Consider the following 14,207-nt stretch of genomic DNA (forward strand, 5'->3'; position numbering starts at 1 on the left):
CCCCGAGCCCCCGCGCCTCCTTGGTGACGGCCAGCCGCCCCAGGGACCCCACGGCCGGGTCTCCGCCGGTCTTGGCCGCAGCCGCCTCGCCGTACAACAGCCGCCCGGTCCCGAGCGGCACCCCGTCCTCACGCACGGCCAGCACATGCGTCGCTACGGCGTCGTACGCGTCGTACTCGATCTCCTGGGGCACGCCCTGCTCGACGACGAAGACCTCCTTGCGCACCGCGAAGCAGGCCTCACGGTCGGCCGGGTCCTCGGCGACGCGCACCGCGTACGACGACGGACTCATGCGTACGTCTCCTCGCGCACCAGGTCCAGGGCCTGCTGAAGGTCGTCCGGGTAGCCGCTCTCGAACTCCACCCACTGGCCGTCGGCCGGGTGCTCGAAGCCGAGCCGGACGGCGTGCAGCCACTGGCGGGTCAGGCGCAGCCGCTTGGAGAGCGTCGGGTCGGCGCCGTAGGTCAGGTCGCCCACGCACGGGTGGCGGTGGGCCGCCATGTGCACGCGGATCTGGTGAGTGCGGCCGGTCTCCAGCTTCACGTCGAGCAGGGAGGCCGCGCGGAACGCCTCGATGAGGTCGTAGTGCGTGATCGACGGCTTGCCCTCGGCGGTGACCGCCCACTTGTAGTCGTGGTTCGGGTGGCGGCCGATGGGGGCGTCGATGGTGCCGCTCGTCGGGTCCGGGTGGCCCTGGACCAGCGTGTGGTAGCGCTTGTCGACCGTGCGCTCCTTGAACTGGCGCTTCAGAGAGGTGTACGCGCGCTCCGACTTGGCGACGACCATCAGGCCGGACGTGCCGACATCGAGGCGGTGCACGATGCCCTGGCGCTCGGCGGCACCGGACGTCGAGATGCGGTACCCGGCGGCGGCCAGGCCGCCGATGACGGTCGTCCCGGTCCAGCCGGGGCTGGGGTGCGCGGCGACGCCGACCGGCTTGACGATCACGATCACGTCATCGTCGTCGTAGACGATCTCCATGCCCTCGACGGGCTCGGCGACGATCTGCACGGGCGCGGGCGCCTGCGGCATCTCGACCTCCAGCCAGGCCCCGCCGTGCACCCGCTCGGACTTCCCGACCACCGAGCCGTCGACCGTGACCTTCCCCGCCGCGGCCAGCTCGGCGGCCTTCGTACGGGAGAAGCCGAACATGCGGGAGATGGCGGCGTCGACACGCTCGCCCTCCAGGCCGTCGGGCACGGGCAGGTTTCGGATCTCGGGAACTGTGCTCACTCGGTCGAGTATGCCGGACGGGTCCGACACCGCCTTACCCGAGCCGAGGCGCCCAGGCCCTGCGGACTCGCGCTCGGCCCTCGTGGATCTGCGCTCAGTCCTTGTGGACGGTGCCGTCCGGGTCCAGGCCGCGGAAGGAGAGCAGCACGATCAGGATGCCGCCGCACACGATCGCCGAGTCGGCGAGGTTGAAGACGGCGAAGCCCTTGGGCGCGATGAAGTCGACGACCTCGCCCTGGAAGATGCCGGGCGAACGGAAGATCCGGTCGGTGAGGTTGCCGAGCGCACCGCCGAGCAGCAGCCCGAGCGCGATGGCCCACGGCAGGCTGTAGAGCTTGCGCGCCAGCCGGGCGATCACCACGATCACGGCCGCCGCGATCATCGTGAAGATGACCGTGAAGGCCGCGCCGAACCCGAAGGCAGCGCCCGGGTTGCGGATCGCGTGGAACTCCAGCCAGTCCCCGAAGACCTCGATCGGCGCGTGGTGCTCCAGCTTGGCGACCACGAGCAGCTTGCTGACCAGGTCGAGGGTGTACGCGAAGGCGGCCACCACGAACAGGACGGCGATCCGGCGCCTGCCCCTGGGTGGCGACGCGGTGTCACCCTGCTCCGGCTCTGCCCCCGCCGCCTCTGGGGTATCCGGCGTACCGATGATGCGCTCCGCCTCTGCCACGTGAGTCCCTCGACCTAGGTGCCTAACTCAGGACGAGGGTACGGCACACCTGTCGGGGGCTTCAGTACCGGCGTCAGTACCGTCGTTCCTGCTTCTGCTTGCACTCGACGCACAGGGTGGCCCGGGGGAAGGCCTGCATGCGGGCCTTGCCGATCGGGTTGCCGCAGTTCTCGCACAGGCCGTAGGTGCCGGCGTCCAGCTTCCCCAGGGCGCGCTCGGTCTGGATCAGCATCTCGCGCGCGTTGGCGGCCAGCGCCATCTCGCTCTCGCGCGTGATGTTCTTGGTGCCGGTGTCGGCCTGGTCGTCGCCGGCACCGTCCCCGGAGTCCCGCATCAGACCGGCGAGGGCCTGCTCGGTGGACGTGATCTCCTCGCTCAGCCGCGCCGCCTCGGATTGCAGCTCGGTGCGAGCCTCCTCGACCTCCTCGGGCGTCCAGGGGTCCTCGCCGGGGCGCACCGCGAGCTCGCCGGGCACCACCGCGACCCGTGCTTTCGGAACAGCCGTCTTCGCCGCCGTGGCCGTGCCAGGAGTCTTCTTCGCAACCACCGTCGTGGCTCCCGTCTGCTCCGCGGCCTGCGCCGCGCCCGCCTTTGCCTTCTTGGCCGCGCTCTTCTTCGTGCCGGTCGCGCTCTTCCTTGCGCCGGCCGTGCTCTTGGTTCCGGTAGTGCGCTTGGTTCCCGTAGTGCTCTTGGTGCCGGTGGGGGTCTTCGTGCCGGTGGGGGTCTTCGTGCCCGTGGGGGTCTTCGTGCCCGTGGTGGTCTTCGTGCCCGTGGTGGTCTTCGTGGAACTGCTCTTCGCGCTGGTGATGCTCTCCGTAGGGCTGCTCTTCGCGCTGGTGATGCTCTCCGTAGGGCTGCTCTTCGCGCTGGTGATGCTCTCCGTAGGGCTGCTCTTCGTCGACGAGCTCTCAGGGGCGACGGTTTTCTTCACGGCCGCTTTCTTCACAGCCGCTTTCTTCGCGACCGTCTTCTTAACAGCCGCCTTCTTCACGGCCGTCTTCTTCGTTTCCGTAGCCTTCGGAGCGGCCGTCACCTTCGTCACCGCCGCCTTCGTAGCCCCCGTCCCCGTAGCCGCCCTCTTCGTAACGGTCGTCTTCGTAGCCGTCGCCTTCTTCGTCGCCGTGGATTTCTTCGTCGCCGTGGATTTCGCGGTGCTCTTCCTGGCCACCGCCTCCTTCGCCGCCCTCTCGGTCGCCGCCCCCTTCGCGGCCCCGGGTCTCTCGGCCCCTTCCCCGGTCGCCTTCTTCGAAGAAGCCGCCTTCGTAGCGACCGCCTTCTTCGCCGCGGTCTTCTTCGTTGCGGTCTTCTTCGCCACCATGGCCGCGGCCCCTTCACATTTTGTGATCACGCACGCGAATCGTGCTGGGACGATAAATCGACTTGAGTCCCGCGGCAACGGGGCACGCCGCCCGATTCGTCCACCCCTCTGGCCCCGCGCGGCAAGCCTGCATGCGTTGTGCCCAGCTCCCCGCCGGGTAATCCGCCGAGTCCGACACCTCGAATATCGAACGCGCGTTCAGCGCCATTCGAGTCGTACGGCAGGTCGGCAAACCTCCGGCCGAACCTCCGCCGGAAGCACCCCCACAGCCCTTCGCCGAGGCCTCCGCAAAACCGGTCGGCCGCTGTCCGTGCGGCCCCGTACACTGGGCGGAGCGAGAAGCGTGGATGGGGACGAGTAGCGGCGTACGCAGCCCAGAGCGACCCGGGGACGGTGGAAGCCCGGGGGCGAGCGCGACGTGAAGATCACCCCGGAGCCGCCGGAAGAAAGCCGCAGCCCACCAGCCGCGGCCGGTAGACCCGGTATCGCGACCCCAATGAGGGGGCTCACTGGTGTGCTGGACGCACCGGCGAGCCAAGGAGGGTGGTACCGCGGGAGCGCGCCGCACACGGCGTACGGAAAGTCGTAGCTCTCGTCCCTCCGGACGGAAGGCAGAAAGTCCGCCGGAGGAAGCTCGCTGATGACAACGCCGACGTACCGCCAGGTGCCCGCCCAGGTCGACCTGCCCGCGCTGGAGCACGCCGTGCTCGACTTCTGGCGCGAGCAGAAGATCTTCGCCAAGACCCTGGACCAGTCCGAGGGACGCCCCGAGTGGGTGTTCTACGAGGGCCCGCCCACGGCCAACGGCATGCCGGGCGCCCACCACATCGAGGCGCGCGTCTTCAAGGACGTCTTCCCCCGCTTCCGCACCATGCGCGGCTACCACGTGGCCCGCAAGGCCGGCTGGGACTGCCACGGCCTCCCGGTGGAGCTGGCGGTCGAGAAGGAGCTGGGCTTCACCGACAAGCAGGACATCGAGGCGTACGGCATCGCCGAGTTCAACGCCAGGTGCCGCGAGTCCGTGACCCGGCACACCGACGCCTTCGAGGCGCTCACGACCCGCATGGGGTACTGGACGGACCTCGACGACCCGTACCGCACGATGGACCCCGAGTACATCGAGTCGGTCTGGTGGTCCCTCAAGGAGATCTTCAACAAGGGCCTGCTGGTCCAGGACTACCGCGTCGCCCCCTGGTGCCCCCGCGACCAGACGGGCCTCTCGGACCACGAGCTGGCGCAGGGCTACGAGACGGTCGTCGACCCCTCCGTGTACGTCCGTTTCCCGCTCACCTCCGGTCCGCTGGCCGGCCGCGCCGCACTCCTGGTCTGGACGACGACCCCCTGGACGCTGGTGTCCAACACGGCCGTCGCCGCCCACCCCGAGGTCACCTACGTCGTCGCGACGAACGGCGAGGAGCAGCTCGTCGTCGCCGAGCCGCTGCTCGCCAAGGCCCTCGGCGAGGGCTGGGAGACCACCGGTGAGACCTTCACCGGCGCCGAGATGGAGCGCTGGACGTATCAACGTCCGTTCGAGCTCGTGGAGTTCCCGGAACCCGCCCACTACGTGGTGAACGCGGAGTACGTGACGGTCGAGGACGGTACGGGTCTGGTCCACCAGTCCCCCGCCTTCGGCGAGGAGGACCTCAAGGTCTGCCGCGCGTACGGCCTGCCGGTGGTCAACCCGGTCCGCCCGAACGGCACTTTCGCCGAGGACGTCCCGCTCGTAGGCGGTGTCTTCTTCAAGAAGGCAGACGAAAAGCTCACCGAGGACCTCAAGGACCGCGGCCTGCTCTTCAAGCACGTGCCGTACGAGCACAGTTACCCGCACTGCTGGCGCTGCCACACCGCGCTCCTCTACTACGCGCAGCCCTCCTGGTACATCCGCACCACGGCCGTCAAGGACCGCCTCCTCCAGGAGAACGAGAACACCAACTGGTTCCCGGACACCGTCAAGCACGGCCGGTACGGCGACTGGCTGAACAACAACATCGACTGGGCGCTGTCCCGCAGCCGCTACTGGGGCACCCCGCTGCCGATCTGGCGCTGCGAGGACAATCACCTCACGGTCGTCGGCTCCCGCGCGGAGCTGACCGAGCTGACGGGCACCGACCAGTCGGGCCTGGACCCGCACCGTCCGTTCATCGACGCGGTCACCTTCGCCTGCCCCCAGTGCGGCGAGAGCGCCACGCGCGTGCCGGAGGTCATCGACGCCTGGTACGACTCGGGTTCGATGCCGTTCGCGCAGTGGGGCTACCCGCACAAGAACAAGGAACTCTTCGAGTCCCGCTACCCGGCGCAGTTCATCAGCGAGGCCATCGACCAGACCCGCGGCTGGTTCTACACGCTGATGGCCGTCGGCACCCTGGTCTTCGACAAGTCGTCGTACGAGAACGTCGTCTGCCTCGGCCACATCCTCGCCGAGGACGGCCGCAAGATGTCCAAGCACCTGGGCAACACCCTGGACCCCATCCCGCTGATGGACCGTCACGGCGCGGACGCGGTGCGGTGGTTCATGGCGGCGGGCGGCTCCCCGTGGGCGGCACGCCGCGTGGGCCACGGCACGATCCAGGAGGTCGTCCGCAAGACCCTCCTGACGTACTGGAACACGGTCGCCTTCCAGGCCCTGTACGCGCGCACGTCCGACTGGGCGCCCAGCGCGGCGGACCCGGCCCCGGCCGACCGCCCGGTCCTGGACCGCTGGCTGCTGTCCGAACTCCACGCGCTCACCGACCAGGTGACGCAGGCTCTGGAGTCCTACGACACCCAGCGCGCCGGCAAGCTCCTGTCGGCGTTCGTCGACGACCTGTCCAACTGGTACGTCCGCCGCTCCCGTCGCCGCTTCTGGCAGGGCGACAAGGCCGCGCTGCGCACCCTGCACGAGGTCGTCGAGACGGTCACCCAGCTGATGGCCCCGCTGACCCCGTTCATCACCGAGCGGGTCTGGCAGGACCTGATCGTCCCGGTGACCCCGGGCGCCCCGGAGTCCGTCCACCTGTCCACCTGGCCGGAGGCGGACCTCTCCGTCATCGACCCCGAGCTCTCCCAGCAGATGGTCCTCGTACGCCGCCTGGTGGAGCTGGGCCGGGCCACGCGCGCGGAGTCGGGTGTCAAGACGCGCCAGCCGCTGTCCCGCGCGCTGATCGCGGCCACGGGCTTCGCCGCCCTGGACCGGGAGCTGCACGCGCAGATCACGGAGGAGCTGAACGTCGAGGGCCTCGCCTCGCTGAGCGAGGTCGGCGGCTCGCTGGTCGACACCACGGCGAAGGCCAACTTCCGCGCCCTGGGCAAGCGGTTCGGCAAGCGCGTCCAGGACGTCGCGAAGGCCGTCGCGAACGCGGACGCGGCCGCGCTGTCCCTGGCCCTGCGCGAGGGCACGGCGTCCGTGGAGGTCGACGGCGAGACGATCACGCTGGCTCCCGATGAGGTGATCATCACAGAGACCCCGCGCGAGGGCTGGTCCGTGGCTTCCGACTCGGGGGCGACGGTCGCCCTCGACCTGGAGATCACCGAGGAGCTGCGGCAGGCGGGCCTGGCCCGTGACGCGATCCGCCTGATCCAGGAGTCCCGCAAGAACAGCGGCCTGGACGTCGCCGACCGGATCGCCCTGCGCTGGACGTCGACCGACCCGGCGGTCATCGCGGCCCTGTCCGAGCACGCGACCCTGATCGCCGACGAGGTCCTCGCCACCGACTTCGCCCAGGGCGAGGCGGACGACAGCTACGGCACCCCGTTCACGGACGAGGGGTTGTCGCTGGTGTTCCGCCTGCACAAGGCATAGGCACCACCGGCACGAAAGGGCCCGGCCTCCTTCATGGAGACCGGGCCCTTCTCTCGCGCCCAGCGGCCAACTCACGTGATCCAGCGCTCAACCCGCGTAAAAAGGGTGGGGCCCCGGATCGAAATCCGGGGCCCCACCCTGAACGCTGCCGACGCCCAAGGCGTACTAAAGGCCGGTCAGTTGTCGTCCTCGTCGATCAGGAACCCGCGCATCGGCGAGGGAGCCTGGCCCATCGGCGACGGGCCCTGCGGCCGTACCGGCGCCATCGGCTGGGTCATGGCCGGGGACATCTGCTGCTGGCCGCCGTAGGACGGACCGGCGGGCGGCGGGCCGCCCATGCCCTGGTTGCCGCCGTACGACGGGGCGCTCGCGCCGGCCGGGGCCATGGAGGGCGCCGGGGACGGCGGAAGCGACGCGGTCGCCGGAGTGCGCGGCGGGGCCAGCGAGTCGTCGGCCTGGGTCTCCAACTGACGCAGCTGGGACTCCAGGTAGGACTTCAGACGCGTGCGGTACTCGCGCTCGAAGCCGCGCAGGTCCTCGACCTTGCGCTCCAGCGTGGCGCGGGCGGACTCCAGGGAGCCCATCGCGACGCGGTGCTTCTCCTGCGCGTCCCGCTCCAGGGCGTCGGCCTTGGCTCGGGCGTCACGCTCAAGACCCTCGGCGCGCGAACGGGCCTCGCCGACGATCTTGTTGGCCTCGGAACGGGCCTCGGCGATCGCCTGGTCGGCGGTCTGCTGGGCCAGCGAGAGGACACGGGCGGCGCTGTCGCCACCGGGGCCCTGCTGCGGCATGCCGCCACCCATGGGACCGCCCATGGGGCCGCCCATCTGCTGCTGCATGGGGGGCTGGCCGCCCATCTGACCCTGCATCGGGCCCTGGCCCATCTGCTGCATCTGACCCTGCATCGGGCCCTGGCCCATCGGACCGCCCATGGGGCCCTGACCCATCGGACCCTGACCCTGCGGGCCGCCCTGACCCTGGCCACCGGGGCCGGCGGGCAGCTGCGGGGCACCGCTCGGCAGCTGGGGCGGGCCACCCATGGGGCCGCCCATCTGCTGCTGCGGCGGGCCCGATATGCCGGCGGGCACCGGGCCGCCCGGACCGCGCATGCCTTGCGGGGGCATGCCCTGTTGGGGCATCCCCTGCTGCTGCATGCCGCCTTGCTGCATGCCGCCCTGCTGCTGGTCCTGTTCGGGGGGCTTGCGCATGTTCTGTTGGTTCTGCGCTGCGGCGCGCGTGGCCGCCGCCAGCTTGGCGCGCAGGTCCTCGTTCTCGCGGAGCAGGCGCGTCAGTTCGGCTTCGACCTCGTCGAGGAAGGCATCGACCTCGTCCTCGTCATAGCCTTCTCGGAGGCGGACGGTCGTGAACTGCTTGTTCCGCACGTCCTCGGGGGTCAACGGCATCTCTTCACCTCAACGTAGTCATCGGCAGTCGGCAAGACCGTATCGTCCACTGTCACCTCGCGAGATTGCCCACGATAGAGATCAAGATGTAGACGATGATCATCAGGACGAAGAAGGACAGGTCGAGCGCCACGCCCCCGAGACGCAACGGCGGGATGAACCGCCGCAGAAGCTTCAACGGTGGATCGGTGACAGTGTAGGCGGCCTCCAGAACGACCACCATCGCCTTGCCGGGTTGCCATGAGCGGGCGAACTGGAAGACGTAGTCCATGACCAACCGGAAGATGAGCACGATGAGGAACACCATCAGCGCGATGTAGATCACCTGCGCGAACACGCTCATGGTCTGTCTTTCCCTCTCCCCTGTTCCGTGCTTTCTAGCGGCTGTCTGTCTCAGCTCTGATTGAAGAACCCGCCCTCTGCGATGCGGGCCTTGTCCTCCGCCGTGACATCGACGTTAGCAGGCGACAACAGGAACACCTTCTGCGTCACCCGCTCGATGCTGCCGTGAAGACCAAACACCAAACCGGCCGCAAAGTCGACAAGTCGCTTGGCGTCTGTGTCATCCATCTCAGTCAGATTCATGATCACCGGGGTGCCTTCACGGAAGTGTTCCCCGATGGTACGGGCCTCGTTGTAGGTCCGGGGGTGAAGTGTGGTGATCCGGTACGGCTCTCGTTCCGACACGACCTTGGGCATGATCACCGGTGCGTTCTTCTCCAGGGACTGGCGTTCTTGTGTGATGGATGCCACGGGCGCGATACGCGCCGGACGCCCTGATTCCGCACCCAGTGAAGCGGAATGGGACACCGGCTCGCGAGGAGCCGGAGGCTGCACCACTCGTACCGGTTCGTCCCTTTGAGACTGATGTGGGGTGTGTGACTGGTGCGACGGCTCGTGCCGTCGACGGTCCCGCTCGGGCTCCGGGTCCAGTTCGGGTTCGAAGTCGTCATCGGGGTCGAAACCCCGGCCGTCGTACCCATCGTCCTCCACGAGGCCGAGGTAGACCGCCATCTTGCGCATCGCGCCGGCCATGCTCTGAGTCCTCCGCTCTGTGGTGGATCGGCTGACGACTGCCAAGTGCCCGCGATCCACGAGGTCGTTACGCCCGCTTTCGGGGGCATTGACCATATTTTCTGCTGTGGTCCGACTTCCTGGCGACGTTACCCGAGCCTGGGGCGCACGCCGAGTACCGCAGTGCCGACGCGTACATGTGTCGCTCCGGCTGCCACGGCCTGTTCGAGGTCCGCACTCATCCCTGCCGACACCATGTTCGCAGCAGGATGGGCTCGGCGCAGGTCAGTCGACAAATCCATCAACCGCTCGAACGCCTCCAGTTGGCGTCCCGCGTACTCACCGGTGAGCGGAGCGACGGTCATCAGCCCGTCGAGCCGCAACCCCGGAGCTCCGGCGACGAGATCGGCCAACTCCCCGATCCCGCCCGGTCCGACGCCGCCCCGCTCGCCCCGCCCGCTCACTCCCGCGTCGAGTGCGACCTGGATGAGACAGCCCAGTCGGCGTCCGGACCGCTCTGCCTCCTTCGACAGCGCGGTGACGAGCCGGGACCGGTCGACCGACTGCACGACATCGGCGTAACCGACCACGGATCGCACCTTGTTGGTCTGCAACTGACCGACGAAGTGCCAACTCAGCGGCAGATCCGCGCATTCGGCGGCCTTCGGGGCGGCGTCCTGGTCCCGGTTCTCGGCGACATGGCGCACACCGAGTTCCGCCAACATCCGCACGTCACTTGCCGGATAGGTCTTGGTGACCACGATCAGGGTCACTTCTTCACGCTTCCGCCCGGCCACGGCACAGGCGGCGGCGATGCGCTCCTCGACTTTCGCCAGATTTACGGCGAGTTCGTCCCTACGGTCCGTCATGTCCCGTCAGTCCAGCCAGACATAGCTCGCCAGCCGCCCGGTCGTACGGTCGCGGCGGTACGAGAAGTGGTCGTCCGATTCACGGGTGCACACCGGCGACCGCTCCCGGTCGCCCACCCCGAGCCGGTCGAGCTGCGCGTGCGCCCCGGCGGTCACGTCGACCGCGGGAGTGCCCCAACTCGTCTCGGCGTACGCCGCCGGTTCCACGGCGGCGACGTCGGCGCGCATGTCCGCGGGCACTTCGTAGCACCGGCCGCAGACGGCGGGTCCGGTGCGGGCGACGATCCGGGCGGGATCGGCGCCGAGTTCTACCATGGCCCGTACGGCGGCGGGGACGACCCCGGCGACCATGCCCGGGCGTCCGGCGTGGGCCGCGCCCGCGATCCCGGCGACCGGGTCGGCGAGCAGGACCGGCGTGCAGTCGGCGGTCAGCACGGCGAGGGCGAGGCCGCGCCGGGCGGTGACGACCGCGTCGACGGAGGGGATGTCCGAGGCGCCCCAGGGCCCCTCGACGACCGCCACGTCCGCGCCGTGCACCTGGTTCATCCAGACCACCAGCGCCGGGTCCAACCCCAGTGACTTGGCGGCCAGTTCGCGATTGGTACGGACCGCATCGGGGTCGTCGCCGACCGCGCCGCCGAGGTTGAGCTCCTCGTACGGAACGGCGCTCACCCCGCCCCACCTGTCGGTGAAGGCGAAGTGCGCGCCGCTCACGGTGTCGAACTGCCCTATCACTTCAGGAAGTCCGGTACGTCCAGCTCCTCGGCGGCGCTGTCCGAGTAGGTCCGCGACGGCGGGACCGGCGGGGCGACCGGGAGGTCGGCGACCGGCTCCGGGGCGGGCTCCGGCTCCTCCTTGGGCTTGACGCTGCCGAGCGAGCCGAAGGACGGACGGCTCTCCTGCCGTACCGGAGTCGGCTCGTCGCGGCGGGCCGAGGTGGAACTCGTGCCCGTCTCGCGGCGGGTCGGCGGCTGCCCGCCGTCGAAGCCGGCCGCGATGACCGTGACCCGGACCTCGTCGCCGAGGGCGTCGTCGATGACCGCGCCGAAGATGATGTTGGCCTCGGGGTGGGCGGCCTCGCTGACCAGTTGGGCCGCTTCGTTGATCTCGAACAGGCCGAGGTCGGAGCCGCCGGAGATGGAGAGCAGGACGCCGCGGGCGCCGTCGATGGAGGCTTCCAGGAGCGGCGAGGAGATCGCCATCTCGGCCGCCGCCACCGCGCGGTCGTCGCCGCGGGCCGAGCCGATGCCCATGAGGGCCGAACCGGCCTCGGACATCACGGACTTGACGTCGGCGAAGTCGAGGTTGATCAGACCGGGCGTGGTAATGAGATCGGTGATGCCCTGCACACCGGAGAGCAGGACCTGGTCCGCCGACTTGAAGGCGTCGAGGACCGAGACCTGGCGGTCCGAGATGGACAGCAGCCGGTCGTTCGGGATGACGATGAGGGTGTCGACCTCTTCGCGGAGTTCGGCGATGCCGTCCTCCGCCTGGTTCGCCCGGCGCCGTCCCTCGAAGGTGAACGGGCGGGTGACCACGCCGATGGTGAGGGCGCCGAGGGAGCGCGCGATGTTGGCCACGACGGGGGCGCCGCCGGTGCCGGTGCCGCCGCCCTCTCCGGCCGTCACGAAGACCATGTCGGCCCCCTTGAGGACCTCCTCGATCTCCTCGCGGTGATCCTCGGCGGCCTTGCGGCCGACGGCCGGGTTGGCGCCGGCGCCGAGTCCGCGGGTGAGTTCGCGGCCGACGTCGAGTTTGACGTCGGCGTCGCTCATCAACAGCGCCTGCGCGTCGGTGTTGATGGCGATGAACTCGACGCCCTTGAGACCGACCTCGATCATCCGGTTGATGGCATTGACACCACCGCCGCCGACACCGATGACCTTGATGACTGCGAGGTAGTTCTGCGGTGCTGCCACGTCGAAGGCCTCTCGCCTCGAATTACGTCGCCGTCACCGTGCGGTTCCGCGCGGGACGGCAGATGCCGAATGGGACGGTCCGTAGCGCCGACCCGAACCCTAACGTTGAAGTTTAGGGTTACCAGTGTGTCTGTTCCTTGAAGTCTTCTGAACAGGACACTAAGTCGACAAGTGGCGCACGTTCAACGAACACGCCGAACCTCCCGTTTTTCTTTTCACCCTATGTGATCAGCCGTAGCGCTGCCCAACCAGGGTGCTGGCCTGCGCGAATGTGCGTCAACTCCCGGCTGACGCAGGGGCGGTGGGAACACTTACGTCGAAGTGCCGGGCGCCGGAAGCTGCTTTCATGAGAGCGGTGAGCGTACGCGCCTTCGCTGTGCCCTTCTCACCGCTTCCCCACGCGACGGTACGGCCGCCGGTCAACTCCAGCGAGATGTCGTCGTAGGAACGGACCTTGACGACCTGGGTGACGCGTGCGACCGCGGCCGGAATGTCACCCGCGACGTGTACCGCCTCGCGCACGAGTCGGTCCTCGCCGAAGCGGCGCAGGCCCGCCGCGGACGAACTCGACGGGGAGAGCGTCAATTCGAGGGTGGGGACGGACTTCGGCGGCGTGGAAACGGTGGCGAATCGCACGCCCTCGTCGTCCACTTCGATGAAGTTTCCGCCCTTTTTCTCCACCAGAACCGGGCTGCGTTCGGTCACTTTCAGCCCGATTCCATGAGGCCAGGAACGGACTACGTCAACGGTGTCAATTCGGGGCAATTTCCTGCGGAGTCGGGCTTCGATCGCATCGGTGTCGACGGAGACGAGCGGTCCGCCGACCGGAACGTCGGCGGCTTCGCGCACCTGCTCCGGCGTCAGGACCTTGGTCCCGGAGACCGACACCTTCTCGACCCGCAGCCACTGCGAGCCGTAGAGCAGCCAGACCGCCGCGGTGCCCAACAGGACTGCGGCGAGGGCGAGTACGACAATCAGACGAAGGCGTCTTGGCCCCAGACGCCGGACAAGGGGCGGGCCGGACGACTCCTGTTGGCGTTCACCGCGTTCGGCGGTCGTCGGTCCGGCCACGATCCCCTGCCTCTCTCACATATGGCTAGCGGTGCCGCGAGGCGATCGCCTCGTACACCATGCCGACGAGCAGGTCGTCGGCGTCCCGGCGGCCGAACTCGCTTGCCGCGCGCGACATTTCGTACAGCCGGTGCGGGTCGGCGAGTACGGGCAGGACGTTGCCCTGGATCCACTCGGGCGTCAGTTCCGCGTCGTCGACCAGGAGTCCGCCGCCGGCCTTGACCACCGGCTGGGCGTTCAGCCGCTGTTCGCCGTTGCCGATGGGCAGCGGGACGTAGGCGGCCGGGAGTCCGACGGCGGAGAGTTCGGCGACGGTCATCGCGCCCGCGCGGCAGAGCATCATGTCGGCCGCGGCGTACGCGAGGTCCATCCGGTCCACGTACGGTACCGGGATGTAGGGGGGCATCCCTGGCATCTGGTGCACCTGCGGCAGTTCGTTCTTCGGGCCGACCGCGTGCAGGATCTGGATTCCGGCCTGTTGGAGGTACGGCGCGACCCGCTCGACCACCTCGTTCAGGTGCCGGGCGCCCTGCGAGCCGCCGGAGACCAGCAGCGTCGGCAGGTTCGGGTCGAGCCCGAACGCGGCCCGGGCCTCGGGCCGTACGGCCGCGCGGTCCAGGGTGGCGATCGAGCGGCGCAGCGGGATGCCGATGTAGCGGGCGTCGCGCAGCTTGCTGTCCGGGGTCGAGACCGCGACCCGGGCCGCGTACCGCGAGCCGATCTTGTTGGCCAACCCGGGCCGGGCGTTGGCCTCGTGGATCACGATCGGCACCCCGAGGCGCTTGGCCGCGAGATAGCCGGGCAGCGCCACATAGCCGCCGAAGCCGACGACGCAGTCCGCCTTGGTGCGCTCCAGGATCTGCTCGGCCGCCTTGATCGTGCCGCGCAACCGGCCCGGCACGGTGATCAGTTCGGGGGTGGGCTTGCGG

13 protein-coding genes are annotated in these 14,207 nt (G+C 69.3%); 1 reads left to right on the forward strand and 12 read right to left on the reverse strand.

All coding sequences use genetic code 11. The annotated features are described in order from the left end of the window. The 4 genes from AC31A1_RS31385 to AC31A1_RS31400 all read right to left on the reverse strand — a co-directional run. On the reverse strand, nt 1-292 hold a 292-nt coding region (locus tag AC31A1_RS31385), incomplete at its 3' end, for a GNAT family N-acetyltransferase (RefSeq protein WP_489656570.1). Further along, entirely contained in the window at nt 289-1,233 is a 945-nt protein-coding gene (locus tag AC31A1_RS31390; RefSeq protein WP_366494049.1) for an RluA family pseudouridine synthase, read from the reverse strand. The genes AC31A1_RS31385 and AC31A1_RS31390, both read right to left, overlap by 4 nt. 94 nt (nt 1,234-1,327) lie before the next feature. Beyond that, on the reverse strand, nt 1,328-1,906 hold the full coding sequence (gene lspA, locus AC31A1_RS31395) for a signal peptidase II (RefSeq protein WP_328683893.1): 579 nt from the start codon (nt 1,904-1,906) through the stop codon (nt 1,328-1,330). 73 nt (nt 1,907-1,979) lie between these two features. Then, complete coding sequence (locus tag AC31A1_RS31400; RefSeq protein ID WP_489656571.1) at nt 1,980-3,224, reverse strand: TraR/DksA family transcriptional regulator; 1,245 nt, start codon at nt 3,222-3,224, stop codon at nt 1,980-1,982. Between the two features lie 640 nt (nt 3,225-3,864). Here AC31A1_RS31400 and ileS point away from each other — a divergent pair. Then, entirely contained in the window at nt 3,865-7,002 is a 3,138-nt protein-coding gene (gene ileS / locus AC31A1_RS31405; RefSeq protein ID WP_489656572.1) for an isoleucine--tRNA ligase, read from the forward strand. A 176-nt stretch (nt 7,003-7,178) separates the two neighbouring features. On the opposite strand, the gene AC31A1_RS31410 is transcribed toward ileS, so the two are convergent. From AC31A1_RS31410 to AC31A1_RS31445, 8 genes are all read right to left on the reverse strand, one after another. After that, nucleotides 7,179-8,405, reverse strand: coding sequence for a DivIVA domain-containing protein (locus AC31A1_RS31410; protein ID WP_318015774.1), 1,227 nt, complete (start codon nt 8,403-8,405; stop codon nt 7,179-7,181). Between the two features lie 52 nt (nt 8,406-8,457). After that, nucleotides 8,458-8,748 (reverse strand): YggT family protein, encoded by a 291-nt coding sequence (locus tag AC31A1_RS31415; RefSeq protein WP_019062316.1) that lies wholly within the window; start codon nt 8,746-8,748, stop codon nt 8,458-8,460. 50 nt (nt 8,749-8,798) lie between these two features. Further along, a complete protein-coding gene (locus AC31A1_RS31420; RefSeq protein ID WP_033284465.1) occupies nt 8,799-9,440 on the reverse strand; it encodes a cell division protein SepF in 642 nt (213 codons plus the stop codon). A gap of 128 nt (nt 9,441-9,568) precedes the next feature. Beyond that, the gene (locus AC31A1_RS31425; RefSeq protein ID WP_489656573.1) at nt 9,569-10,288 is read right to left on the reverse strand and encodes a YggS family pyridoxal phosphate-dependent enzyme; all 720 of its coding nucleotides are present in this window, start codon (nt 10,286-10,288) and stop codon (nt 9,569-9,571) included. A 6-nt stretch (nt 10,289-10,294) separates the two neighbouring features. Beyond that, nucleotides 10,295-11,023 carry a peptidoglycan editing factor PgeF gene (pgeF, locus tag AC31A1_RS31430; protein ID WP_489656574.1) on the reverse strand — a complete coding sequence of 243 codons (729 nt, stop codon included), beginning with the start codon at nt 11,021-11,023 and terminating at the stop codon, nt 10,295-10,297. After that, nucleotides 11,020-12,207, reverse strand: coding sequence for a cell division protein FtsZ (ftsZ, locus tag AC31A1_RS31435; RefSeq protein ID WP_489656575.1), 1,188 nt, complete (start codon nt 12,205-12,207; stop codon nt 11,020-11,022). Before ftsZ ends, pgeF begins: the two co-directional genes overlap by 4 nt. A 276-nt stretch (nt 12,208-12,483) precedes the next feature. Beyond that, a complete protein-coding gene (locus AC31A1_RS31440; RefSeq protein ID WP_489656576.1) occupies nt 12,484-13,278 on the reverse strand; it encodes a cell division protein FtsQ/DivIB in 795 nt (264 codons plus the stop codon). Nucleotides 13,279-13,303: 25 nt separating this feature from the next. Further along, on the reverse strand, nt 13,304-14,207 hold a 904-nt coding region (locus tag AC31A1_RS31445; protein WP_489656577.1), incomplete at its 5' end, for a UDP-N-acetylglucosamine--N-acetylmuramyl-(pentapeptide) pyrophosphoryl-undecaprenol N-acetylglucosamine transferase.

It is taken from the genome of Streptomyces sp. P5F9, from assembly GCF_057961495.1.